Genomic DNA, 24,829 nt, shown 5'->3' on the forward strand with positions numbered 1-24,829 from the left:
TGGCTTAATTCTGTTTTCTACCGACCAAAGACTCCTAACGGAGTCATTTTTCGTTAAGAGTACTAGTTATTCACATAACTCATAATTACTTTTTTCCTTTCTTCTCCGGCGGCGCCACAAAATTCAATTTGCTTTTTCCTAAATCTTTAGAAGTTGCAATTGCGATTCCTCTTTGTTCTGCTTTGTTAACAGCACAATAGAAATGATATACAACGCCATCATGTTTTACAACAAATGATTTGTGGGCAAACATATCATCGTAAGGTTCAGATGATTTCACTAAATCGTCGCCTTTCCAATCCGTCCAGTTTACTAAATCATTTGAAACTGCGAAACGGTTAAATGCGCCTTGATTCCAACCCGTCCAAAAAGCTCCGAAATAAAACATTACCCAAGTATCATTAATACGCTGAATATAAGCATCTCCTGAGATTCCTTTGTGATGATTGATTAATGGTTTATCCCCATAGCGTTTCCAATCTTTCATATCGTTCGATACAGCCATTGCGATACGTTCTGCCCCCTTAGCAGGATTTATACTGTCACCACGGGCATTGTAATACATTATGAAATTGTGCCCTGTCAATTTATCTTTATCCCGAATCACGCTGTTTTTGTACATCGTACTATTATCCCACCATTTAGCATCTTTATCTTTTGGCGTTAAAACTGGACTTTCTAATCTTTGAAATTCGTGTGGTTTTGTTGGCGCTTCTTTTGTGTAAGCCATTCCAATTGATAAAACACCTGCTTCATAACCTTTACTGTCTCCACCAAAATAACTCATCCAATATTTATCATCGTATTTTTCCCATTCGTAACTTCCGCCCCAAGTCATGTCTTGCAGCGAAATATATCCTGCTTTTTGGTTGACATCCCAATGTTTTTCATTTTCTGAGAACGACATTACTTTTCCTAGGTATTTCCAGTCTAGTAAATTATCGCTTTCTGCTAACCAAGTTTCGTAACCTCTTCCGTCATAAATTAAATACGTCATGTACCATTTGCCGTCTTTTCTGAAAACGCTTGGACAATCCATTTTATAAGAGTTGTCTGTTGGCACCATCACCAAACCGTATTTATAAGGTGTTTTTACTTCTTCGTAAATTTCTTGCATTACGCTGTCGGTAATTTCTCTTTTCTTGTATTTGGTTGCACAACTGCTTATAAAAAGCGCTGAAACAGCAATTAGGAGATATTTAATTTTCATTTTTCTTGGTTATATTTTCTGGTTCCTTTTGCCACGAAGGCGCCAAGACTCAAAGTTTTTTTTTCACGCAGATTTAAAAGGATTTATGCAGATTTAATTAGATTTTTTTTAAACAATCTGTGCCGATCTGCTTCAATCATTTTAAATCTGCGTGAAATTATTTTTTCAATTGTTTTAAACGTGAATCCATCACATCTTTGTTCAATTTGACTTTTACCATTCCTGTTGGATGAAATCTTCTTTTTAAGTCGATTGCATTATAAACTATGGTGTAAACGTCGTTTCCTTCTGGGATTAGACAAAGCGGTGTTCTCATAATATCCCACCATTTATCTACTTTGGTTTCGATTGGCAAATAATGCGCTTCACCCCAATTAACGCCATCTGCTGAGAGAGAATACGCAATCATGTTTGGCAAATGATGTCCCCAACCGTCTGGGCCTCCATCGAAAATCGCGATGTATAGACCATTTGGTAATTGACTCACAATCGGATTTTCAACAAAAAGCGGATGCATTGTTTTAATTGGTTCCAAACCTTTGTTCATTCTCAACCAAGGCCCTTCTAAACTTTTTGATTCGGCTAAAGCCACAAACCAGCCTTTTCCTGATTTCTTCGGATAATCTGCCCAAGAATTAAACGGATAAGCTCCACTGTAAAATCCGAAATACTTATCACCGACTTGGTATGGAAAAAAAGAAGCCACACCTTGACGTCCTTCCCAAGGTTGAGAGTCTAATCCCGGTTCCATAATGATTCCCATATCTTTATAAGGACCGCCTATTCCCTCAATACCTTCTACCATCGATTCACAACGCCAGATTCTTCCAAATGAGTGATTTGGTTCTATTTCTTTACTCACAGTATACGCCAAATAATAACCGTACCATTTGTTTGCTTTTTCATTAAAAACTGGCATATACGACCAAATCGCAGCACGACGATCGTTCATTGGGTTATCATCTTCGGTTACAGCGTAAGTTCCGCTTGCTTGATAAATTGTTGATTCTCTTTTCCAATGAATGGCATCTTTACTTGTCCAATGTCCGATTTTAGTTTTTACACGATCATAGTAATAATCAACGCCTTTTTCACCAGCTCTTTCTGTTGGAAACATATGATACGTATCGCCCACTTTTACCACACGTCCTCCTTCAAAACCTCCTTGGATTCCATCAGTTCCAAGCATTCCTTCATCAATAACCGGTTTATTTTCTCCTCCGATAACTTCGAAAAGTGGTTTTTCATCTGAAAATCCTTCTACGATAAAAGTTGGATTCCAAAGTTTTCCGTCAGGCAATTCAGCATTTCTTAATTTTAGATTTTCAGAAGCTTTTACAACTCCTAAAATCGCAAATAATCCTTTTCCTTGTGGATTTAGAGTTTGAGTTCCTTTTGAAAAAGAAAGTGCATAAACATTTACTGGAGGCAATCCAGTAATTGTAACTCCATTTTCTAAAACCAATTTGGCATCTTTAAAATTCTCAGATTGAATATATTCAGCATTTTTATCCTGAAAAACACCAACCAAAACCGTAACTGACTCTTTAAACTTTAATTGTAATGGAATATTTGTTCCATTTTTATATTTATCTAAAGGAAGTTCAATTCCCGTCAAACCTTGCAATTCTGGAGCTAAACGAACAATATTGTGTTTACTTCCTGAAAAAACATGCGCGTATTGAGTGGTTTTGAAAGTCTTGTAATTTGATTTTATGATTTCAAATGAAGCTGGTTTCCAAGCGTTTTGTGCTGTTGCTTGAATGCAGAATGCTAACGCAAAGAAAATGGCTGCTTTTAATTTGAAATTGTATTTGGTACTTTTTGAAAACATTGTTTTTTATTTTTTTGCTTGTAGTTTGTCATTTCGACTGAAAGGAGAAATCACACTCGTAATCACAAAGATTGCCAACTATTGTTGCGGAATTTCTAGTGTGATTTCTCGTTCCTCGAAATGACAAACTGTATGTTTTAAACTATATTCGAATCAAGAATCATAGAACTTAAAGCGCTTTATAATTCACTATATACTCCACATTCGGTTTTACAACCAGCTGATATTTATTTTTTGCTAATTCTGTAATCGTTCCCGAGTTAGATTTTGGTTTGCTTGCACTTTTAAAAATTAATTTTCCTTCTCCTTCGCCTGCTTTTACTTTAATTTCTTTGATACTGCAATACACAGCAACTTCTCCGTTTGGAGTTGGCACTTTTCCTTCCATCCATTTCAAACCTCCTAAATTTGGTTTAATTTCATATTCTGAATACCCTGGAGCGGTTGGTTTTACCCCTAAGTAATATTTCCCTAATAAATAAATCGGACTTGCTCCCCAAGCGTGGCAAAGGCTTTTTCCGTAAGGACGACCATACATTTCTAAATGATCTTTTCCGCTTTGTTTTGGATCGTATTTTTCCCAGAATGATGTTGCTCCGAGATTTAACATTCCGCCCCAATAATCGCGAATTTCATTTAAAACAAATTTCTGTTCGTCCATTGCGCATAAAGCTTCCAACTCGTAAAAACGCATGTATGGAGTTGTAATTTGAAGAACATCTTTATTCAGTAACACTTTATTTTTTACACTTTGTTTTTGTTCTTCCGTAAAATAATTGAAGAAAATACCGAACATATTAGCGTATCTGGTTACAATATTTTGCATTTTACCATCAATGCGCTGGTGCTTCATCACGTTTTCTTTTTTATCCCAAAAAACATCAAATAAGCTGGTTTTTAAATCAGCAGCTAATTTTTGATATTGTTTTTGATCTTCATTTTTACCAGCAATTTCAGCACTAACGGCCATAGCTTCTAAACTTCTTGCCAAAAGCATTTGCTCAAAACTAACTTCGCCTGTTTTTGGCAATCCGTCAGCCCAATCAATGAAAACCCAGTCGCCTTCTAATGGTTCTAAGAATCCATTTTTGTTTCTTCTTTCTAAACAGAAATCCATCAGTGATTTCATTCTTGGATAATATGTTTTAATGAATTTCGTATCTCCCGTATGCAAGTAGTAATCGTAAACACCTACAAACCAATACAGTGAATAATCCATAATAATATTTACGTGAGCCGTTACAGGATCTTTTCCGCGAAGCGCAGACATTGTTCGTTCTACAGAAGACGAATCAAAAAATAAATAATAATTCATCAAATAACTTTGATACGCATCGCCAGACCAAACCCAACGGTCCCGTTTGATTCCGTCAATAAAAAATTCGCGGGAAGTCAAATGCATCGTGTAAGCCGACACATCCCAAATTTTATTCAATAATTCATCCGAGGATTTGAATGCGCCGCGATAATCTAATGGCAGATATTCATACAACATCGAAATCGAATCGTATTTTACTCCAGCATCTGCTTGTACTTGAACATAGCGAAAAGCTTTCGATCCATCGTGTGTATACGTTTCTGGCTGTTTTCCATCAAAAGATAAATGATCTAATGTTTCGCATTTAGCAGAATCCAAAGCTTCTTCGCGAGATTCTCCATAATAAAGTGAGACTTTACCTTTTCCTTTTAAACCGTGAATTTTAATATATCCAAAAGTCTCTTTTCCAAAATCTACTAATTCACCACCTGCTATTTTTTCTGTTTTTTTAGCACTTAAAGGTTTGGTTGTAAGTTTAAATTCTGAAGGTTTGTTTTCTGGCGAATTAAAATCCCAAGAACCAACAGGAACCCACGGCGTACCAGATTGCTGTGCTTTTCCAGCTTCGTCAATCCAAAGTTTGTCTTCGTTGGTTACTTTCCAAGAAGTATCAGATTTCACATATTGACCAGAAATATAAATTGCTGGCAAGACTTCTTGATTGTAAACTTTAAAAGAAATTTTATGTTTTCCGGCCGGAATTGTTATTGATTTTGGCTGTCCGTAAATTTGGACGCCATCTAAAAGTAATTGAAAAGGTCCTTCAGAAAATATTTTTACTTCGTCTGGTTTTGGAATATCTACTTCGGTTTGAAAAGTTACCAAAGCATACGGACTGTAATATTGCCAAAGCGGTGGAAATACGGCTTCGCGTTCTGTACGTCTTACTTGCATTTTATTGCTTAACCAAACTTCGAAATCGCCTGGATACCAAATCCATGTCGCTTCTTTTGATTTCTCTTGAGCTAACAAGGAATCGGAAGGACAGAAAATAATAAGAACCAATAAAAGTTTGAAAATGGAAAAGCGGTTTAGCATAGTAAGTGTATTTTGGAGCTAAAGATAAGTGTTATCTTTACATTTCACAACCTGTACTATCCTGCTATTTTATAAAAAACATTACTTTTTGATAATTTTTTAAGGGAAAAATTATGAGGTATCACTTTTTTAGTATTAAAAAAAATGATGTTGAAATTTTTATGGAACCCAGATGAAACGGATTTATAATCTAAGCAATCATCTTGTCAGATTCATTTTCATCTTCTAAAATATAATTAGAAGGTGTTGTACCTAAATGTTTCTTAAACATAAAAATAAAAGCGCTAGCTGTTTCGTAACCCAAATCTAGAGCGATTTCTTTTATGGATTGCTTTTCGCCTAATCTTTTAATCGCTTCCAATAATTTCATTCGGGTACGCCAATCGCTGAAGTTCATTCCCAATTCTTTTATGAATAAACGCGACAAAGTTCGGCTGCTCATAAATGAAAGTTCAGCATAATAATCAATCGTTTGTTTACTCGAAACATCATTCATTAAAAGTTCTACCACTTTTTGCAATCTTTCGTCATTTGTAGTGGGTAAAAAAGTGGCACTTGGCATAATTAACGCCAATTCATCCAAAAAAACATCAATAATTCGTCGTTGCGAATCTGTTAATTTTCCGATTGTTCCGAAAGAAATAATTTTGAAAACCAATTGCTTTAAAAACATCGGAATATCAAACGAGAAACTGTTCTCTGGCAATCCTTTCATTGCAGATGGATCAATAAAAACACTGTAATAATTTACGTCTTTCTGAAAAGTAACTTGATGCTCTACTCCGCCCGGAAGCCACAAGCCTTGAAGCGGATTCACAACCCAAATATTATTTCCTACCACAACATTCATAACGCCGCGTGTTGCATAGATTAATTGCCCTCTTGGATGGGAGTGCGAAATACACTCTTCGTTGGTTACCATTTCGGTATAACCGACAACTGGGATTGAGGAATCTACTTTGTATCCAAAATCCGTTGCCATTCTATATGTCCGATATTGACTATTCATTGTCCAAATATAGCAATTTTGACATTCTAATTTATTTCAATTTTGTAAAAAATTAGACAGCTGCTATTTTTAAAATTACCATTAACCTAAAAATAACTCATGGAAACCGTTAAAGTACAACCAGAAGTAATTAAAAAAACGACGTATTCGATACTTTTTATCATCAGCTTTTCGCATTTAATCAATGACCTTTTACAAGCAATTGTTCCGTCAATTTACCCGCTTATCAAAGACAATTTCGGACTGAGCTTTACTCAAATCGGAATCATCACTTTTACATACCAAATCGTAGCTTCAATTCTACAGCCTTTTGTGGGAATGTATACCGATAAAAATTCTAAACCCTATTCGTTAATTATCGGAATGTGTTTCACAATGATTGGACTTTTCTTAGTTTCAATTGCTACAAACTTCACTTTCTTGCTAATGTCAGTAAGTTTAATCGGAATTGGTTCTTCGATTTTTCACCCAGAATCTTCTCGTGTAGCACATTTGGCATCGGGCGGTAAAAAAGGTTTGGCGCAATCTATCTTTCAATTAGGAGGAAATGCTGGAAGTGCCATCGGACCTTTATTGGCGGCATTTATCATCATTCCGCACGGACAAAGTTATGTGGCTTGGTTTTGTATTATTGCTTTAATTGGAATTTTTGCTTTGTATAAAATTGCAATTTGGTACAGCAATCATATGTCTGAGAGAAATGCAAATAAATCGGCGTATGTGATTGAAACGCATCATTTATCTAAAAATAGAGTTATCGTTTCTTTAGCGGTTTTATTGATTCTAATTTTCTCTAAATTCTTCTACATGAGCAGTATTACAAGTTATTATACTTTCTTTTTGATTGATAAATTCCATATTTCAGTTCAACAATCACAAATCTATTTATTCTTGTTTTCTGGAGCAGTTGCGGCTGGAACTTTAATTGGTGGACCAATTGGTGACCGTTTAGGAAGAAAATATGTAATCTGGGTTTCTATTCTTGGAGTTGCGCCATTTACTTTAATGTTACCTTACGTTTCTTTATTCTGGGTTGGAACTTTATCTGTAATTATTGGATTGATTATTTCTTCTGCTTTCTCTGCAATCTTGGTGTATGCAACTGAATTAATGCCCGGAAAAGTCGGTTTAGTAGCTGGTCTTTTCTTCGGATTTGCTTTCGGAATGGGCGGATTAGGTTCTGCTGTTTTAGGAAAAATCGCCGATGCAACGAGTATAGAATATGTATTTAAGATTTGTGCATTCCTGCCTTTGATTGGTATTATAACTGGATTTTTACCAAATATTGAAGGGAGAAAAAAATCTTAATTTTTAAGTTTTGCCACGAAGTTGCTAAGGCGCAAAGTTTTTTAATAAAATAATTAATTTAATTGCGTCCAGCTTTAGCTGGATGATAGATTAATACAAAGCCTTTTTCTATTCTTGCTTTATACCTCCAGTTGAAACTGGAGGCAATTCATAAAAAAACACATAGTTTTCTAGATTGGAACTATGTATTTTTTATTTATAATCCTTTTCAGAACATAGCCCAAGGTTTCAACCTTGGGAACGCAATGCAAATACGCAATAATACGTTTCCCAAGGTTGAAACCTTGGGCTATGTTTTAATGCATGATTTATTCTGATTCGTTATTTAATGTGATAACAATTTTATTCTTCTCCTGCTCAACCGTTACGAAATTCCCGTAATTAAAACCGATTTCCTGAAGCCATTTTCCGCAAAGACGAATCTCAGGAAATATGACATAACGACTATACGATCTTGAAATGTATTTTCTATGAATTTTTAATTGTCTTTTTGCTGATTGTTGAGTTATATTTTCTTGCTTCATATTTATTAATAATTTACACAAAATTACTATAAACAAACATTAAAAGAAAATAAATTTACACTAAATGTAAATTTATATTTATTAAACTTTGATTTTCAAGTCTTTAAATTTTTGCGATATTTGCAGGAGAATTCATAAACTAACAATGTGTCAAAAGTAAATTTGAATAGAATAAAATCTGTTTTGGCAGAAAAAAATAGAAATGGTAAAGATTTAGCAAGTCATTTAGGAAAAACAGAAACCACTGTTTCTCGCTGGTGTACAAATGAAATTCAACCTTCTGTTGAAACGCTTTATGAGATTTCTAAATATTTGAAGGTTGATATTCGGGAATTGTTGGTTTCGACAGGAAAGTAATCCCTAAACCAAAAATATTTAGTAAAATATTAAATGGAAAAAATTATTCAATATCAACGAAATCAATTTTTCGCATAAATCCATCAAGTTCTAAATCGTTAATATTTATAATTACTAAATTATTCATACATCTTGTAAAACCTGTATATATTAATTCCTTATAAGATGATTCTAATATTTCAGGCTGAACAATCAAGAATAAAGTTTTAATTTCCCAACCTTTATAGCTATGTACAGTGGAAAACTTTGTAATTCCAGAATTCATCCAAAAATGAAGTTTTTTGTTTTTTCTAATTCTGTCTACTTCTTCTTTTAGCTTTTTCGACTTTCCATTTAACTTAAAAAGATGATTATAATATTCCGATGTCTCTGACATAATAAACGTTTTTTCATTAGTCTTTTTTCTAAAAAGACAGTCTATTTCTCTAATAACTTCAACGGATAAAGAAAGCACACATATATCGTTAGGGTGAGAATTGTATTTCTTAGAAAAATTTATAATAAAATCTGCAATTTCTGAATATTCAAGATTACTCAAATATTTATAATGAACTCTATCAAAAAGTTCCGGTTTTACCAAATTTTCAAAGACATCGATATTATGTCTGTCCACAAGAAATTTTTGTTGAAATAATAATGCAAACGTAGTAATTGATGGAGTTAATCTAAAAGATTGATTTAACTCTCCCCATCTACCAGGACTATCTGGTATTATTAGTTCTTTCTTGTCGTTAACTAATCCAACTCGGTTGTAAATATCTTGTTTACTATCACCAAAAACTACAAACTCTCCGTTATCACTCAAAAAATATTTTTTCAATTGGCGAAGCCAGACTGTTTTAAAATCTTGAACTTCATCAATCATTATAGTAGAATATTTTTGGATTTCATTTTTGTGTGATTCAAATAATCCAATATTTCCATAATAATTATCATTAAAAAACCTCTCCTTTTGATTACTATCAAAATTGTCAAAATTATCTGGAATATCAAATTGAATCCCTAGATTATTCAATACCGAATTAAAAAAATCATGATAATTTACAATATGAAAATTATTCCATATAAAATCTTCCCTCACGTTACTAATTTTATCATGAATATAATTTTTTAATGAAATATTATATGTTAAGATAAGAACTTTATCATTTGTTCTTTTGTGCGCGTTAACTGCCCTTTTGGCCAATACTAATGTTTTACCCGCTCCTACGATTCCTCTAATTTTTTGTTCACCTTCCTTACTTTCAAAAAATTGCTCTTGTTTTTTTGTATAGTTAAAGTTCTTACCATCTTCAAAAGAATGAAAAGACGGAATCAAATATCTACTAAAACTTTCATACAAATCATCTTTAAAGTAATGAGATTTTTTACTTATCCATGTCCTATCTAATATATCTTCAAAATCCTTTTTATTTAAAGTGTCTCGCCCAATAATTTCTACATTTTTTTTAATGAAAGTTGCATAATTATTCCTAGATTTTTCTAAATAATCAAATTCTTCATCTTTAGGGTTTCCAAGAGTTAAAGACTCATACTTACTATCAAACGGAGTAAATAGAAAATCAAAAATTTCATCTCTAGTTTCATTGTAGAAAAATAAAGCGCAATTAACTACAAACCAATATCTATAATCTTTTAAACGAAGTTCTAATAAATTCTCGATATGCAAATTATAAATATTCTCTTTATATTGCATTACTTGATAAATAGGTGATTTTATTAATGCATTATTATAATTAACAAACCATCTTTTTTTTTGGTCTAGATGATAACTTTCAAGTTTCCAATCTTTTACCTCTATAATCAAAACACCCCCTCCTTTTCGCATTAAAATTACATCCGGACAATCTCCATTCAAAAATGGCTGAAAGAAAATTTCATATTCATCATCTAATGTCTCAATAAGAAAATCTAAAAGCCTAAGTTCTCCCATAGTAGGTTGAACTTTCATTGATTTTATCATTTCATAAGACGGATAAATTTTTGCCATAATTTATTTTAAAAAACCTTATATAAAAATTAACTCAAATATCAGATTAAATCAATCTGAATATCTTATATAAACAAACCTAGTATTTATTCTTCGCAAATTCATAAGTATTTACACCCATTTTCACTATTCTTCATTTTATAGAAATAAAAAACGCTTTCCATAAGAAAGCGCTTTTTATAATATATATCAAATTATTTAATTCCCATTAAAAACCAAATACAAAGCCAAAATTACCAATCCCAACAACCCAAACAACAACTTCACTTTCTTACTAGTTTTAGGAATATCAGTTTCATCTGAAACATTAACCTCAGGATTTTTATCGGTTAACGAAATTAGAACTGCAGCAATTAAAAGCACCGCAAAAATGTAAAACGAAATCAATAAAAAGTGAGGCCAAACTGGGTATTTATCGGCTGGGAAAATCCATAAATATAAAACCCCAACAAATAAACTAAAAGCAGAACCCCAAGAAAGCGTTGCGTTTACGGCTTTTTTAGTGGTGCGTTTCCAGAAAACACTCAAAAGGAAAACCACAGATAACGAAGGCGCCAAGAAACCTAAAACCGCTTGAAAAATGTTGAATAAATTCTGTCCTTTGATATTGTCAATCGCAATGGCAATCAGAATCGCAAATACACATCCTGCCGCAATCGTTAAACGACCAATTCTAATTTGATCTTTAATCGTCGCAGTCGGGTTGATTTTCTTTACATAAATATCATTAGTAAAAACGGTGCTCAAAGCATTCAGCGAAGAACCAATTGTTCCTACCAAAACCGCAATCATTACACAGATTACCAAACCGTTCATTCCGCTTGGAAAAAGATTGGTAACCATTGTCATATAAGCCAAATCGGAGTTGCTTCCTAATTCTGGATATAAAGCGTAGCACAAAATTCCAGGTAAAATAAATAACGGAAGCGCCATTACTTTCAGCCATCCAATAAAGTTTACGCCAAGCTGTCCTTGTTCTAAGTTTTTTGCTCCCAAAACACTCTGCACCATCGATTGATCGGTACAGAAAAAAGCAACTGCAGCAACTGGATAACCTAATAAAATAGCTGGCCACGGATAATGAGCATCGTCAGAAGGGCGAACTAAATTCCAAAAATTAGAGGGTGTTTTAGCAATTAAAACATCAATGCCTCCCAATTTTTGCAATCCTAAATATGAAAGCGTCAATGAAACTATAATTAATAAAATCATCTGAAAAACGTTGACTTTAGCAATCGCTTTTAGTCCTCCTGCAAAAGTGAAAATTCCAGAGAAAATCACTAAAACAGTAACGCTCTGCCACATCGGAATTCCCAAAATCTGACGCACTAAAACGCCTCCACTGAACAATCCTAAAGACAACCAGCTTACCAGAATTTTAACCAAAGCGTACCAAGCTAAAATATTCTGAGTGCTGTCCCCGTAGCGTTTTCCCATATATTCGGGCATTGTGCTTACTTTACTTGCAATATAACGCGGTGCAAAAACCATCGCCAACAGCAGTAAAAAAACAAAGGCATACCATTCAAAATTTCCTGCTACAATTCCCGTTGCGTAACCAATACTCGCAAAAGCTAATAAAGACGACGGACCAACATTGGTTCCCCACATATTAAACCCGATGCTGTACCAATTTAATGAATTTCCGGCCAAGAAAAGCGTTTCATTTTTCTTTCTTTGTTTGGCACTTACCACAAAACCAATCACTAATAAAGCGACCAAATAAATGGCAACAATTACAAAATCTAGTGTCGTTAATTTATTGTAGATACTGTTCATAGCCCGTATTCGTTAAGAATATCGGCAATTTTAACCGGCATTCCAGTTTGTAGCGATTTGTCCATTGCTTGCAATAAAGCTACGGTTCCAATTCCTTCTTCCATGTTTGGATACGCTTCGAAATTCTGTTCGATACTATCTACAAAATATTCTAAATAGTTCTGATATTCTCCGCCATGATGGCTTTGTCCTTCAAAACGGAAATAATATTTTAAAGTGCTGTCGCCCCAAGTAACTACCTTTTCTTCGCCTGTTTTATCCGTAACTGCATAACGCAATTCGTGATAATCGGCTTGGCTTGCGCCTTCTGTTGCTCTCAAAATGGTACTCATTCCGCTGTCACGTTGCGCAGGCTGAGTTGGTGACGTATAAACACCGCTTACACGTGCAATTCTGCCGTCAGTCGCTTTGAAAATAAAGTGCATCGTATCTTCATTTTTCAATCCTGCCGATTGTCCGTTAGCGCTAATCATTCCGTAGCCCATTACTTCTTGAATGTTTGGCAAATACCATCTGATGAAATCTACAGGATGACTCAAACCTCCATAAAGCCATTTAAACGACTGTAATAAAGACCATTCTTTCTTTAAAAACCATCTATGATCAGCGTGATATTGTGCTTCAATGGTGATTAAATCACCAATTAATCCTGCTTCGTAATCGGCTCTTTGTCTTTTGGCTGGTTCGAAGAAACGCGAACTTTGTCCAATGAAAACCTTTTTTCCTGTTGATTTACTTAATTCTAAAAGTTCTTTTGCATCCGAAAGATCATCGATAAACGGTTTTGTACAAACTACATGTTTTCCACTTAATAACGCTTGTTTTACGTGTTGTGCGTGCAAATGATCGGGCGTATAAATCGCGATAATATCAATCGATTCATCGTTTAACAAATCATCATAATTGGTTGTGTAGGAATGAAAATCAAATTCTTTTGCTCTCAGCTTGCAGATTTCTTCACTTCTGTCACACACTTTTACAAGTTCTAATTTTGAACTTTCTAAAGCCGCCGACATTGTGCTTCGTCCTTCTCCAAGTCCCAGAATGGCTATTTTTAACATTGGTTGTGGTTATTTTAGATTGTTGATTTTAGATTTTAGATTTTTTCGAAATCTTCTTTGAGGTTAGTTTTATTTTTCACGCAGATTAAGCAGATCCAGCAGATTTTCTTTTTTCTTGAATCTCCACTACGATCTTTCTTCTTGCTTCTTTCCTCTTTTATTTCTTCTCCTCTACATTCACTTTATTCAAGAAAATCCAAGTTTCGTCTGGTTTTGTGCCATCGATTCCGCTTTGGTATTTTTTCATTAAAGTATTCCAATCGTCTACGCGAGGATTATTTTGTGTTGTTTTCGGATTTAATTTATCCAAATTTTCACCTTTCGGAATACTGATTACCAAGATTAATTGTCTGTCTTTTTTGAAAACCTGTAATTGCTGGAAATCGGCATTACAGAAACCTTTTGCTACTTCTGGCCATTTCTCGAATTGCGTTTTATGATACTCTACATATTCTTTCTGTAGTTTTTCATCGGCAGGAAGATTGGCTGTTAAAACTACATTTTCCCAATCTGATGCTGGTTTTGAATCTTTACATCTTTCGAAGTTTTGGAAATCGTAAACCAAATCTTCATAGATTTTAATTTCTAAAGAAGGAAAAGCTCCCGCTAGTTTTCGTTTTGTTCTTTCTGGCTGATTCATTTTTCCGTAAATCACCAAATGATTTTTCCATTGGTACAATTCCTGACCCACAATTCTAAAACCTGTCAAAGTCGATTTGATTTTTTCGATATCAAAATCAGAACCAATCAATTCGATTGCGTATGGTTTTGGCATTTCCTGCAATCCCCATTTTTCGTCGATTACGACTTCTTTTTCTAAATCTTTGTAAGGCGCTCTAATTCCCGCAGCATCTTTAATTTTTGTGCTTACATACGGATCATTATGTTCCCAAATATTTCCTTTTGGACCGTTATGATTTTTTAAGATTTTCTTTTCGGCAATCCAGTTGTTTTTAATTGTAAAACCTTCAGAACCTTCATCCGTATACAAATACAACCACAAAAACGGATCGTGAGCATACGGACTGTTGTAAACTTTGTCAATATAATTTTCTTCAATTCGACTTCCTGGCTGTGCAGAAAGCGTGTAGATTCCCGCTACATCATGTAAATGTTTGGCGTAATGATGAATTTTATTTCCTAAAATTTTGTTGTTCTGCATCACGTTTGGTGTGTGTGTCCAACCCCAACCCATTGCCATTCCAGAGTACGATACATCTGAAATTTCGTTGTGTTCAATCGTAATATTTCTAACGAAACCTGCACTGATTCCTAAAGTTCCCCAATCTTCATTGGTTACGTTTGTAATTAAGTTATCGGCAATAACTTCATCAGAGCACATTTCTCTTTCATCTTTTATGATTAAAGGCAAATGGGCTTCAAAAGCTTCCTCCGAGAAAATCCCAACATTGATCGCACTTCCGCCAATATCTTTAAATAAATTTCCTTTTACCGTATTGTGATTCGTTCCTTTATTTAAATCCAAACCAGTCGAAGCCAAATGCTCAAAACGGCAAGATTCAAACTGAATATTATTCGAATAATTGACTTCAACCGCTGCGCGAGGTCTTCCAACCCAAGCCTGATTTTCTAAATTCGCCTGATTTGGAGTTCCAGGCTGTTTCAATTTGTAAGCGTCTAACAAATACAACCCTGACTGTAACGGAACGTGACCTTGCTGCGAAGGACGAAGCCAGTTGCTGTATTGAAATGAAATTCCTTTAAATCTAAAATGATGCACAGGAGAATCGATTGTTCCTTTTACTTCAACCAAATTTTCTAAAACTGGCGCTGTAACTGTAACCGAATTAATTTCTTCTCCAGTTCTTGGAATATAATAGATTTTAGCATTTTTCTTATCTAAATACCATTCTCCAGGTTCGTTTAAAAGTGAAAAAGCATTGTTTAAGAAGTAAGCCGAATTTCCGTTGTTTTTAGAAATCCACGGTGCTGGCCACGGGTGCTCGCTTTGAATACGACTTTCTGGTTCTTCAAACGAAAGTTTTGCACTGTCTTTTTGCACTTCAATGTTTTTTATACGCAAGTTGGCATTCGACCACCATTGCACAATAAACATTTCCATTCCAGGTTCGTATTTAACTGACTTATCTTTAAACGGAATCCAACAAGTTTGTTCTTCGTGATTCCATGATAGAATACGCTCCATTGTTGTTCCCGCAGTATTTTTCGCTCTTACAGCTTTTTTACCATTTACCCATAATTGTCTGTAATCGATAAGAGTTCCCGCTTTTTTTGGAGCATCAGCCACCCAAACAGCACCTTTTTTAAGTCCGTTGATAACTGTTGTCGATTTTGTCCAGTTTTTGATTTCGATTCCACCGCTAATTATTGGTTTTGAATTTGCATCCGCTTCAATTGTTGTCGGACTTTCAGCGGTTCCAGAATCTTCAGGTCTTACGAATAAAGGTTCATTTAAATAATATGTTCCATTCATGACAATGATACGAATACCGTCTTTTACAGAGGAATCTTTTAAACGACGAAGCTCTCTGGCTTTTCGCATTGCCATGTGAACAGTTGCCAACGGACTTTCTTTTGTCCCTGAATTTTTGTCGCTCCCTTTCGGGGAAACCCAAATTTCAGCCGCGCTCATAGAAAACGAAATGCAGAGGATTAAAAAGAAGCTCAGGATTTTAGTAAATGAATTTAAACGCATTATTTAATATTTTGATTTTTTTTCTGGGTAAAAATTATAAGGCAGTCAATTTTAAGCATATATAATTTACAAATAAATGTATTTTTAACACTTTTACCAAATAATTCGTCCAATTTACTTGAACATAAAGTTATATGTATCCTGTACCCTCCTGCTGTTGTCTTTTTTGAACCATATAAGTAATATAAGTTAATTTGAAGTTTTGCTTTTTAATAATCTCGCGAAGTTGCAAAGACGTAAAAGTTTTCTTAGCGACTTTGCGAGCAACACCACCAACTAAAATGAACTTATATTACTTATATGGTTCAAAACTTTCTCCACAATTCTGTTTTTTAAACTTTTTTTAATAGATTTGTGTAATCGATTACATTTAAATATTATTATTTATGTGAGAAGTAATTTTTCACATCTATAAAAATAACACCAAAAAATTACTAACAATGAAAACCAACCGATTAAATCTTTTTTCTCTCGCAATGGCAATAATGCTTTGTTTGGGATCTAAAAATGCAAATGCTCAAAGCACATCTTACGATACTTATGCCAATGTCGAATTCAAAATGCCAAAAGTTAATGAGCCTGTAATTCCAGCTAATTCAGTAAATCTAAAAGATTTCGGGGCTGTAAATGGCGGTTACGTTTTAAACACAAAAGCTTTTGCAGATGCTATTGAGGCGCTTTCTAAAAAAGGAGGAGGAAAACTAATTATTCCACCAGGAATTTGGCTTACGGGTCCGGTCATTTTGAAAAGCAATATCGAACTTCACGCAGAAACAGGTGCTTTAATCAAATTTTCTACAGACAAAACTTTATATCCAATTATCGAAACTAGTTTTGAAGGTTTAAATACTTGGCGTTGCATCTCTCCTATTTATGGTAAAAACCTTGAAAACGTAGCTTTTACTGGAAACGGCGTTTGGGATGGTTCTGGCGAAGCTTGGAGACAAGTTAAAAAGAGCAAATTGACAGACGAGCAATGGAAGAAATTTGTAGCTTCTGGCGGAGTTTTAAACGAAAAGAAAGACAGCTGGTATCCTTCTGAACAATATTTGAAAGGTGCAAAAGGCGCGGATCAAAACGTTCGTCCTGACTTGAAAACTAAAGAAGATTTTGAAGCGATTCACGATTTTCTTCGTCCGGTTTTAGTGAGCATTCAAAACAGTAAAAGAGTTATGTTTGACGGACCAGTTTTTCAAAATTCTCCAGCTTGGAATATTCATCCTTTATTAATTGAAGATTTAATTGTGAGAAATGTAACAGTTAGAAATCCATGGTTTTCTCAAAACGGTGATGGATTGGATGTTGAATCTTGTAAAAACGTAATCATTGAAAATTCAAGTTTTGATGTCGGCGACGATGCAATTTGTATTAAATCTGGAAAAGACAAAGACGGACGCGACAGAGGTGTTCCTTGCGAAAATATCATCGTAAAAAACAATATTGTTTATCACGGTCACGGAGGTGTTACAGTTGGAAGCGAAATGTCTGGAGGTGTAAAAAATCTGCACGTTTCAAACTGTACTTTTATGGGAACAGATGTCGGACTGCGTTTCAAAAGCACACGCGGACGCGGCGGTGTTGTAGAAAACATCTTTATTTCTGATGTTTTTATGACTGATATTCCGTCTCAAGCGATTTCTTTTGATTTGTATTATGGAGGAAAATCAATTGCTGAAACCTTAGCTGAAGGAGGAAATACGGTAACTACAAAATTGGTTCCTGTAAACGAAGAAACACCTCAATTTAAAAACATTTCAATCAAAAACATTACGATTAGAGGCGCTCAACAAGCAGTGTTTTTACAAGGTCTTCCTGAAATGAATTTGGAAAATATTGAGATTTCAAACTTGATCGCAAAAGCACAAAAAGGCTTTTCTATAATTGATGCAAACGGAATTAAAATCAACAATATAAAATTAGATATCGAATCTAAAAATGCCTTTGAGGTGTACAATGTTCAAAACCTTTCTTTGAAGAATGTAGAATTTAATACTAGTTCATCAAACACTATTACTATTGATGGTCAAGCAACTAAAAATATCGATTTGAGTGGTTTATCGAAAACTACTACAATCGGAAAAGATGTTCCTAAGAAAGCAGTTAAGTTTTAATTTTTGAACGATATAAGTGATATAAGTTCATTTAAAATTAAATGCAAAAAATCTCGCAAAGACGCCAAGTCGCTTAGAAAATAAAACTTTGCAACTTGGCGTCTTTACGAGAAATAATTAAGAACCAGCTAAATTGAACTTATATCACTTATATGGTTCAAAAAAATTATATTTTATAAAATGTTTCAGCATTCTCAAACCAAATCTTATTCTGATCTTCAATTGAAAATTTAGCAATATAATCTTCTAAAGTTTTTACCACTTCATTATAATCAGAAGCAACGTTTAAAACAGGCCAATCCGATCCGTACATTAATTTATCGATAGAGAAGTTTTCAAAGATTACATCTAAATATGGTTTTAAATCTTCTGATTTCCAATTTTTCCAGTCGGCTTCTGTAACCATTCCTGAGATTTTGCAGTAAACGTTGTCGTATTTAGCGATTTCTTCGATACCCTTTTTCCAAGAATCAATGCTTCCTGATTTGATATCTGGTTTTGCGATATGATCAATTACAAATCGCTGATTTGAAAAGTCTTTTACCAAACTGATTGCAGCTGGCAATTGACGTTCGAAAATTAAAATATCATACGTATAATCGAATGATTTTAATGCTTGGATTCCGTTTCTGAATTCCGCTCCAAACATAAAATCATCTGGTTCGCCTTGAACAACATGTCTAAAACCTTTCAGTTTTTCTTCGTTCGAAAAGAATTGTAAACGTTCTTCGATATTTTCATTTCTCAAATCTATCCAGCCGACAACACCTTTTATGAAATCATTTTTTGAAGCTAAATCCAATAAAAAATGAGTTTCTTCTTCAGTCTGGCTTGCTTGAACTGCAACACAACCTTCAAACTGATTTTCTTTTAATATTGGCTGTAAATCTTCAGGAAGAAAATCTCTCTGAATATTTTTCATCGTTTCATCAATCCAACTGTCTCTAACGGGATCAAACTTCCAAAAATGCTGATGGGAATCAATTCTTTTACTCATAATTTCTTAGTTAACATCGCTGATTAATGCGCGGTCTAAATGTACGTAACCTCCATCCACAAAAACAAATTGTCCTGTAGTATGCGATGATTTTTCTGAAATGATGAAAAGCGCTGTATCTGCAATTTCTTCTGTTTTCGTCATTCTGCTTTCTAGCGGAATACTTTTGTTGATTTTATTCAAAACCGTTTCGCCATCTGGCAATGTTTTAATCCAATCTTCGTAAGCTGGCGTATAACTTTCTGCAATGATAATCGCGTTAGAACGAATTCCAAACTGAATCAAATCGACTGCCCATTCTCTTGTCAAGCCCAAAACTCCACCTTTCGCAGCAGCGTAACCCGAAGTTCCACCTTGTCCAGTTAAAGCGACTTTTGAACCAATATTTAAAATATTCCCTTTTGATTCTTTTAAATATGGAAGTGAATATTTAGCCAAAAGAAAATAACTTGCCACATTCAATTTCAATGAATTCATAAAATCTTCGTAGCTAGAATCTAATCCTGCTCCGTCATTCACACCTACATTATTGATTATCGCGTCGATTCTGCCGTATTTTGCTCCGATTACTTTTACAGCATTTTCTATGGCAACAGGATCAGTCACATCGGCTTGCACAAATAAAGAATTCACCCCTCTTGTTTGAAGTCTTTCTACGTATTCGAAACCTCTTGCGTTTCTGTCAATCAAAACCGGAATCGCGCCTTCATCAGCCAATCTGTTAATGATTGTTTCTCCTATACTGCCTTCTTTTCCAGCCGAACCAGAAACGACAACAATTTTATTTTTTAAGTTTAAATCCATTCTTTTTTTATTAAAGTTTGAAATAATTTAAACACATAGAAACATAGTTTATAGGAATCTAAAAAGGCGTTTCACTAATTTCCATTCACATATAACTATGTGTTAGAAACTAGTTTCTTTCCATTCTCTTTCGCAAAACAAAAAATTCTATGCTTCTATGTGTTAAAAAAAATTATTCTATTTCAATCAACGCCTTGATCACATTATTTTTAGGATCAATTAGATTTTTGAAATCATTAATCATTTCAGAGAAACTCGTTCTATGCGTAATGTATTTTTTCGGATCGATTTTTCCTTCTTTCAAACATTTCATTACGTATTCGAAATCTTCGATAGTTGCATTTCTACTGCTCATTAAAGTTGACTCTCTTTTGTGGAAATCAGGATGACTAAAACTTAGTTCCCCTTTTTGAAGTCCGACCAAAACGAATCTTCCGCCATGCGAAATATAATTGAAAGCGCTGTTCATTACTTTCTGATTTCCAGTTGCATCAATTACCACATTTGCCATATCACCGTTTGTCAATTCAGCCAATTTTGCAGCGACGTCATCATTTAAAGGATTAATCGTTTCGTCTGCTTGCAATTGCTCTTTACAGAAATTCAATCTGTAATCGTTGATATCCATTACAATAACTTTTGCACCAGCGATTTTAGCAAACTGAATCAAACCAATTCCGATTGGTCCTGCACCCATTACCAAAACCGTATCTGTAGCTTTTACAGACGCTCTTCTAACGCCGTGCGCTGCAATTGCCAAAGGTTCAACCAAAGCCAATTCATCATAATCTAAACCTTGACCGTGAAGCAAATATTGTTCTGGAATTGAAACATATTCAGCCATTCCACCATCAATATGAACGCCGAAAACTTTAATATTTACACAACAGTTTGTCAAACCATTTCTACACGCAACACATTTTCCGCAATTGAAATACGGAATAAAAGTTACTTTATCTCCAGGTTTAAAACCTTCAGCATTTCCTTTTACATATTCGGCAGCCAATTCGTGACCTAAAATTCTAGGATATTCAAAATAAGGCTGAGTTCCGCCAAAAGCATGAATATCAGTTCCGCAGATCCCGATTCTTTTAATTTTCAATAAAACTTCACCTTCTTTTGGTTCTGGAATATTCGTTTCTTTTAATAGAAATTCCTGCGGTTTTTCGCAAACAATATATTTCATTTTATACTTTCTTAATTTTTATTTTTGATACGCTACAGCTTTCTGTTTGCTTGTTCCCAAACCTTCAATTCCTAATTCTACCACATCTCCCGCTTTAATGTAAATCGGATCTGGTTTAATTCCTAAACCAACTCCTGGAGGTGTTCCTGTGCTGATAATATCGCCAGGAAGCAAAGTCATAAACTGACTTAAATAATGCACCAAATATGGAATTTTGAAAACTAAATTTAGCGTGTTACTGTCCTGGTATTTTTTACCGTTTACAGTCAGCCACATTTTTAAATTGTCAACATCTGCGATTTCATCTTTAGTCGCCAAAAATGGTCCAAGAGGCGCAAAAGTATCGCTTCCTTTTCCTTTTGCCCATTGTCCGCCACGCTCCAACTGAAAAGCTCTTTCGCTATAATCATTCAATAAAGCATATCCTGCGACATAGTCTAAAGCTTCAGCTTCTTCCACATAACTCGCTTTTTTTCCTACGATGAAAGCCAATTCAACTTCCCAATCTGTTTTTTCACTGTTTTTTGGAATAATCAAATCGTCGTCTGGACCGCACAATGAGGTTGTAGATTTAAAAAAGATAATAGGTTCTGTCGGAATCGGAGCGTTTGTTTCTTTACAATGATCAACATAATTTAAACCAATGCAGATAATTTTTGAAGGTCTTGCCACAGGCGAACCCAAACGTACCGAAGCATCAACTTCTGGTAAAGTCGGATTGCTCTCTAATGCTTTTTGTAATTTTTCTAATCCATTTTCTTCGAAGAAATTCTCATTGAAATCAGTTACAATTGAAGAAACATCATATCTTTTTTCTCCAATTATAACACCTGGTTTTTCTTTTCCGATTTCTCCAAAACGTATTAATTTCATAATCGTATATTTTTATTATTAGTTTATTTTTTTCTGATGAATGAACTTCATCAACATTGGTTGCTTCTACAATATTCCAGCATTTATAAATTCATAATTTCTCAAAAAAGTAAATCAAAAATAATAAATGTAAAAAATACAATTACAAAAATACTTTTTAAAAATTAATATCCGAGATATATTTTATTTTCCTCATCTAAAAGTGGTCAAACTTTAAATTTTTATAACATTTTTTAGATGGTTTGTAAAAATAATATCATTAAATGCCAATTTATGCAAAAAGATTCTTGAATAAAGTTTGTATTTCTTGCGCATTTGAATCTTATTCCTACTTTTGTAATTGTATTTTTTACATTTATTATTTCAATCGATTTCACTACCCAAAATTACTATATAAAATGATAAAATTAAAAGGCATAACTTGGAACCACACAAGAGGTTTGCTTCCAATGGTTGCTACATCTCAGCGTTTTACAGAACTACATCCAGAAGTTGAAATTTCTTGGGAAAAGAGAAGTTTACAAGAATTTGCCGATGCTTCGATTGAAGACTTAGCCAAAAGATTTGATTTATTGGTAATCGATCATCCTTGGACTGGTTTTGGAGCGCAGACAAAAGCAATTCTTCCTTTATCTGATTATTTATCAAAAGAATATATTAAAGATCAAGAAATTAATACCGTTGGAAAATCATACGGAAGTTATGTTTTTCACAACAAATTATGGGCGCTTCCTATCGATGCGGCAACTCCGGTTGCTTCTGCCCGCTTGGATGTTTTAGAAAAAAATAACTTAGAAATTCCTAAAACCTACGATGATTTATTAGCCTTAGCGAAAAAAGGTTTGGTGGCTTTCGCCGGAATTCCAGTAGATGTTTTAATGAGTTTTTATATGTTTTGCTGCAGTTTAGGAGAAGCTCCTTTTCTTTCTGAAGAAAAAGTAATTTCTGAAAGTACAGGAAAAAAAGCGCTTCAGATGTTTAGAGAATTGGCGCAATTAATTGATCCAGAAAACTTTAATAGAAACCCAATTCAGGTTTATGAAGCAATGGTAAATTCTGACAAAATTGCCTACTGCCCTTTTGCTTACGGATATTCTAATTATTCTAGAAGTGGTTACAGCAATAAACTTTTACATTTTTATGATTTAGTGCGTTTGAACGACAACCCAATGATTTCTTCTTTGGGCGGAACAGGATTGGCTGTTTCTTCCTTCAGTGAACATATTGAAACGGCAATAAAATATGCTGAGTTTACGTGTTCATCACAAGTACAGCAAAATATTTATACCGATAATGGCGGTCAGCCAGGACATTTGCAAGCTTGGAAAAGCGAGAGAATTAATGGTGTAACGCATGATTATTTCAAAAATACATTACCTGCTTTAGAGCGCGCTTTCCTTCGTCCGAGATATTATGGTCACATGTATTTCCAAGATCATGCGGGAGATGTGGTTCGCAATTATTTGATGAATGGCGGAGACGAATTGAAAGTATTAGAAGAAATGAATGGGCTTTACGCAGAATCTCTAAAAATTCAGTCGATATGAGACCTTTAGAAGGATTAGTTGTTCTGGAATTCTGCCAGTTTTTGGCAGGACCTTCAGCTGGTTTAAAACTAGCCGATTTAGGCGCACGCGTGATTAAAATCGAACGTCCTGTTAAAGGTGAAGCTTGCAGACAATTAAGTATCAAAGATTTATTTGTAGACGACAGCAGTTTGCTTTTTCATACAATTAATAGAAACAAAGAATCTTTTGCGGCTGATTTAAAAAATCCAGATGATTTAGTTTTGATTAAAAAACTAATCGAAAAGGCTGATATTATGACGCATAATTTCAGACCTGGTGTAATGGAGAAAATCGGTTTAGATTTTGAAAATACACTTTCTATAAATCCTCAAATTATTTACGGAACTATTACAGGTTACGGAAATGAAGGTCCATGGGCTAAAAAACCAGGACAAGATTTATTGTTACAATCGCTTTCTGGCTTAAGTTGGTTAAGCGGACGCAAAAGTCAAGGTCCAGTTCCGTTTGGGTTGGCAGTTGCCGATTTAATGTGCGGGAATCATTTTGTACAAGGAATTTTAGCCGCACTTTTAAAAAGAGCCAAAACTAAAAAAGGAGTTTTGGTTGAAGTGAGTTTGTTAGAATCGATTTTGGATGTTCAATTTGAAGCGATTACTTCTTTCTTAAACGATGGCGGTCAATTGCCTGAACGTGGTGATATTAAAGGAAGTGCGCATGCTTTTTTAAGCGCTCCTTACGGAGTTTACCAAACGCAAGACGGTTATTTATCTCTTGCCATGGGGGATTTGATTTTCATCGGAAAAGCATTAGGATTGGATTTAAACGCTTTCGCGGATAAACATTTGTGGTTCGAAAAACGAGACGAAATCAGAACGATTTTGAGCGAAAGAATTAAAACCCAAAAATCTGATTATTGGATTGAAATCTTGCAGAAAGAAGGCATTTGGTGCGGAAAAGTTTTCAATTATGAAGAGTTGGACAATCAGCCTTTTGTAAACGAATTACAGTTGAAACAAACTGTAAAAAATTTCGAAGGAGAAACTTTGGTTACCACTAGAAGTCCGATTCAGTTAGATGGCGAAATTTTGCTTAGTGAAAAAGCAGCGCCAAAAGTAGGTCAGGATAATTTAGCGATACATAAAGAGTTTATTCAGTAATAAGTTAAAATTTATTATTCATCAGCTTAGATTTAAATCTGTCTAATCTGCTTTAATCTGTGTAAAT

Annotated in this window: 18 protein-coding genes; 5 read left to right on the forward strand and 13 right to left on the reverse strand. The window is 34.3% G+C overall.

Annotated elements, in window-relative coordinates:
* Nucleotides 1-85: 85 nt before the first annotated feature.
* From QLQ96_RS19085 to QLQ96_RS19100, 4 genes are all read right to left on the reverse strand, one after another.
* Complete coding sequence (locus QLQ96_RS19085; protein WP_482492539.1) at nt 86-1,210, reverse strand: glycoside hydrolase family protein; 1,125 nt, start codon at nt 1,208-1,210, stop codon at nt 86-88.
* A gap of 157 nt (nt 1,211-1,367) precedes the next feature.
* Nucleotides 1,368-3,044, reverse strand: coding sequence for a glycoside hydrolase family protein (locus tag QLQ96_RS19090; protein ID WP_482492540.1), 1,677 nt, complete (start codon nt 3,042-3,044; stop codon nt 1,368-1,370).
* Between the two features lie 169 nt (nt 3,045-3,213).
* The gene (locus QLQ96_RS19095; protein WP_482492542.1) at nt 3,214-5,400 is read right to left on the reverse strand and encodes an alpha-L-rhamnosidase-related protein; all 2,187 of its coding nucleotides are present in this window, start codon (nt 5,398-5,400) and stop codon (nt 3,214-3,216) included.
* 190 nt (nt 5,401-5,590) lie between these two features.
* Nucleotides 5,591-6,382, reverse strand: a complete 792-nt coding sequence (locus QLQ96_RS19100) for an AraC family transcriptional regulator (protein ID WP_482492543.1) — start codon at nt 6,380-6,382, stop codon at nt 5,591-5,593.
* Nucleotides 6,383-6,508: 126 nt separating this feature from the next.
* On the opposite strand from QLQ96_RS19100, the gene QLQ96_RS19105 reads away from it, so the two are divergent.
* The gene (locus QLQ96_RS19105) at nt 6,509-7,717 is read left to right on the forward strand and encodes an MFS transporter (RefSeq protein WP_482492545.1); all 1,209 of its coding nucleotides are present in this window, start codon (nt 6,509-6,511) and stop codon (nt 7,715-7,717) included.
* Nucleotides 7,718-8,025: 308 nt separating this feature from the next.
* On the opposite strand, the gene QLQ96_RS19110 is transcribed toward QLQ96_RS19105, so the two are convergent.
* Nucleotides 8,026-8,241, reverse strand: a complete 216-nt coding sequence (locus QLQ96_RS19110; RefSeq protein WP_482492547.1) for a SymE family type I addiction module toxin — start codon at nt 8,239-8,241, stop codon at nt 8,026-8,028.
* A gap of 147 nt (nt 8,242-8,388) precedes the next feature.
* Here QLQ96_RS19110 and QLQ96_RS19115 point away from each other — a divergent pair, with 147 nt between their 5' ends.
* Nucleotides 8,389-8,598 carry a helix-turn-helix transcriptional regulator gene (locus tag QLQ96_RS19115; RefSeq protein WP_482492549.1) on the forward strand — a complete coding sequence of 70 codons (210 nt, stop codon included), beginning with the start codon at nt 8,389-8,391 and terminating at the stop codon, nt 8,596-8,598.
* A 43-nt stretch (nt 8,599-8,641) separates the two neighbouring features.
* Here QLQ96_RS19115 and QLQ96_RS19120 read toward each other — a convergent pair whose 3' ends face one another.
* From QLQ96_RS19120 to QLQ96_RS19135, 4 genes are all read right to left on the reverse strand, one after another.
* Nucleotides 8,642-10,588, reverse strand: coding sequence for a nuclease-related domain-containing DEAD/DEAH box helicase (locus QLQ96_RS19120; protein ID WP_482492551.1), 1,947 nt, complete (start codon nt 10,586-10,588; stop codon nt 8,642-8,644).
* A 198-nt stretch (nt 10,589-10,786) separates the two neighbouring features.
* The gene (locus tag QLQ96_RS19125) at nt 10,787-12,367 is read right to left on the reverse strand and encodes a sodium:solute symporter (RefSeq protein WP_482492553.1); all 1,581 of its coding nucleotides are present in this window, start codon (nt 12,365-12,367) and stop codon (nt 10,787-10,789) included.
* On the reverse strand, nt 12,364-13,428 hold the full coding sequence (locus QLQ96_RS19130) for a Gfo/Idh/MocA family protein (RefSeq protein WP_482492555.1): 1,065 nt from the start codon (nt 13,426-13,428) through the stop codon (nt 12,364-12,366). The genes QLQ96_RS19125 and QLQ96_RS19130 overlap by 4 nt, the downstream gene beginning before the upstream one ends.
* 157 nt (nt 13,429-13,585) lie before the next feature.
* Entirely contained in the window at nt 13,586-16,105 is a 2,520-nt protein-coding gene (locus tag QLQ96_RS19135) for a right-handed parallel beta-helix repeat-containing protein (RefSeq protein ID WP_482492557.1), read from the reverse strand.
* A 440-nt stretch (nt 16,106-16,545) separates the two neighbouring features.
* Between QLQ96_RS19135 and QLQ96_RS19140 the strand changes: the two genes are divergently transcribed.
* Nucleotides 16,546-18,216: a glycoside hydrolase family 28 protein gene (locus QLQ96_RS19140; protein WP_482492559.1), complete on the forward strand. Its 1,671-nt coding sequence runs from the start codon at nt 16,546-16,548 to the stop codon at nt 18,214-18,216.
* Nucleotides 18,217-18,382: 166 nt separating this feature from the next.
* On the opposite strand, the gene QLQ96_RS19145 is transcribed toward QLQ96_RS19140, so the two are convergent.
* The 4 genes from QLQ96_RS19145 to QLQ96_RS19160 form a co-directional block, all read right to left on the reverse strand.
* Entirely contained in the window at nt 18,383-19,213 is an 831-nt protein-coding gene (locus QLQ96_RS19145; protein ID WP_482492560.1) for an amidohydrolase family protein, read from the reverse strand.
* Between the two features lie 6 nt (nt 19,214-19,219).
* A complete protein-coding gene (locus QLQ96_RS19150; protein ID WP_482492561.1) occupies nt 19,220-20,017 on the reverse strand; it encodes an SDR family oxidoreductase in 798 nt (265 codons plus the stop codon).
* A gap of 172 nt (nt 20,018-20,189) precedes the next feature.
* Complete coding sequence (locus QLQ96_RS19155) at nt 20,190-21,203, reverse strand: zinc-binding alcohol dehydrogenase family protein (RefSeq protein WP_482492562.1); 1,014 nt, start codon at nt 21,201-21,203, stop codon at nt 20,190-20,192.
* Nucleotides 21,204-21,221: 18 nt separating this feature from the next.
* Nucleotides 21,222-22,076: a fumarylacetoacetate hydrolase family protein gene (locus QLQ96_RS19160; RefSeq protein ID WP_482492564.1), complete on the reverse strand. Its 855-nt coding sequence runs from the start codon at nt 22,074-22,076 to the stop codon at nt 21,222-21,224.
* A gap of 398 nt (nt 22,077-22,474) precedes the next feature.
* Between QLQ96_RS19160 and QLQ96_RS19165 the strand changes: the two genes are divergently transcribed.
* Together QLQ96_RS19165 and QLQ96_RS19170 are read left to right on the forward strand one after the other, a co-directional pair.
* Nucleotides 22,475-23,623: an ABC transporter substrate-binding protein gene (locus tag QLQ96_RS19165; protein ID WP_482492565.1), complete on the forward strand. Its 1,149-nt coding sequence runs from the start codon at nt 22,475-22,477 to the stop codon at nt 23,621-23,623.
* Nucleotides 23,620-24,762 (forward strand): CaiB/BaiF CoA transferase family protein, encoded by a 1,143-nt coding sequence (locus QLQ96_RS19170; protein WP_482492566.1) that lies wholly within the window; start codon nt 23,620-23,622, stop codon nt 24,760-24,762. Before QLQ96_RS19165 ends, QLQ96_RS19170 begins: the two co-directional genes overlap by 4 nt.
* Nucleotides 24,763-24,829 lie beyond the last annotated feature (67 nt).

The organism is Flavobacterium sp. B167r, assembly GCF_056824315.1.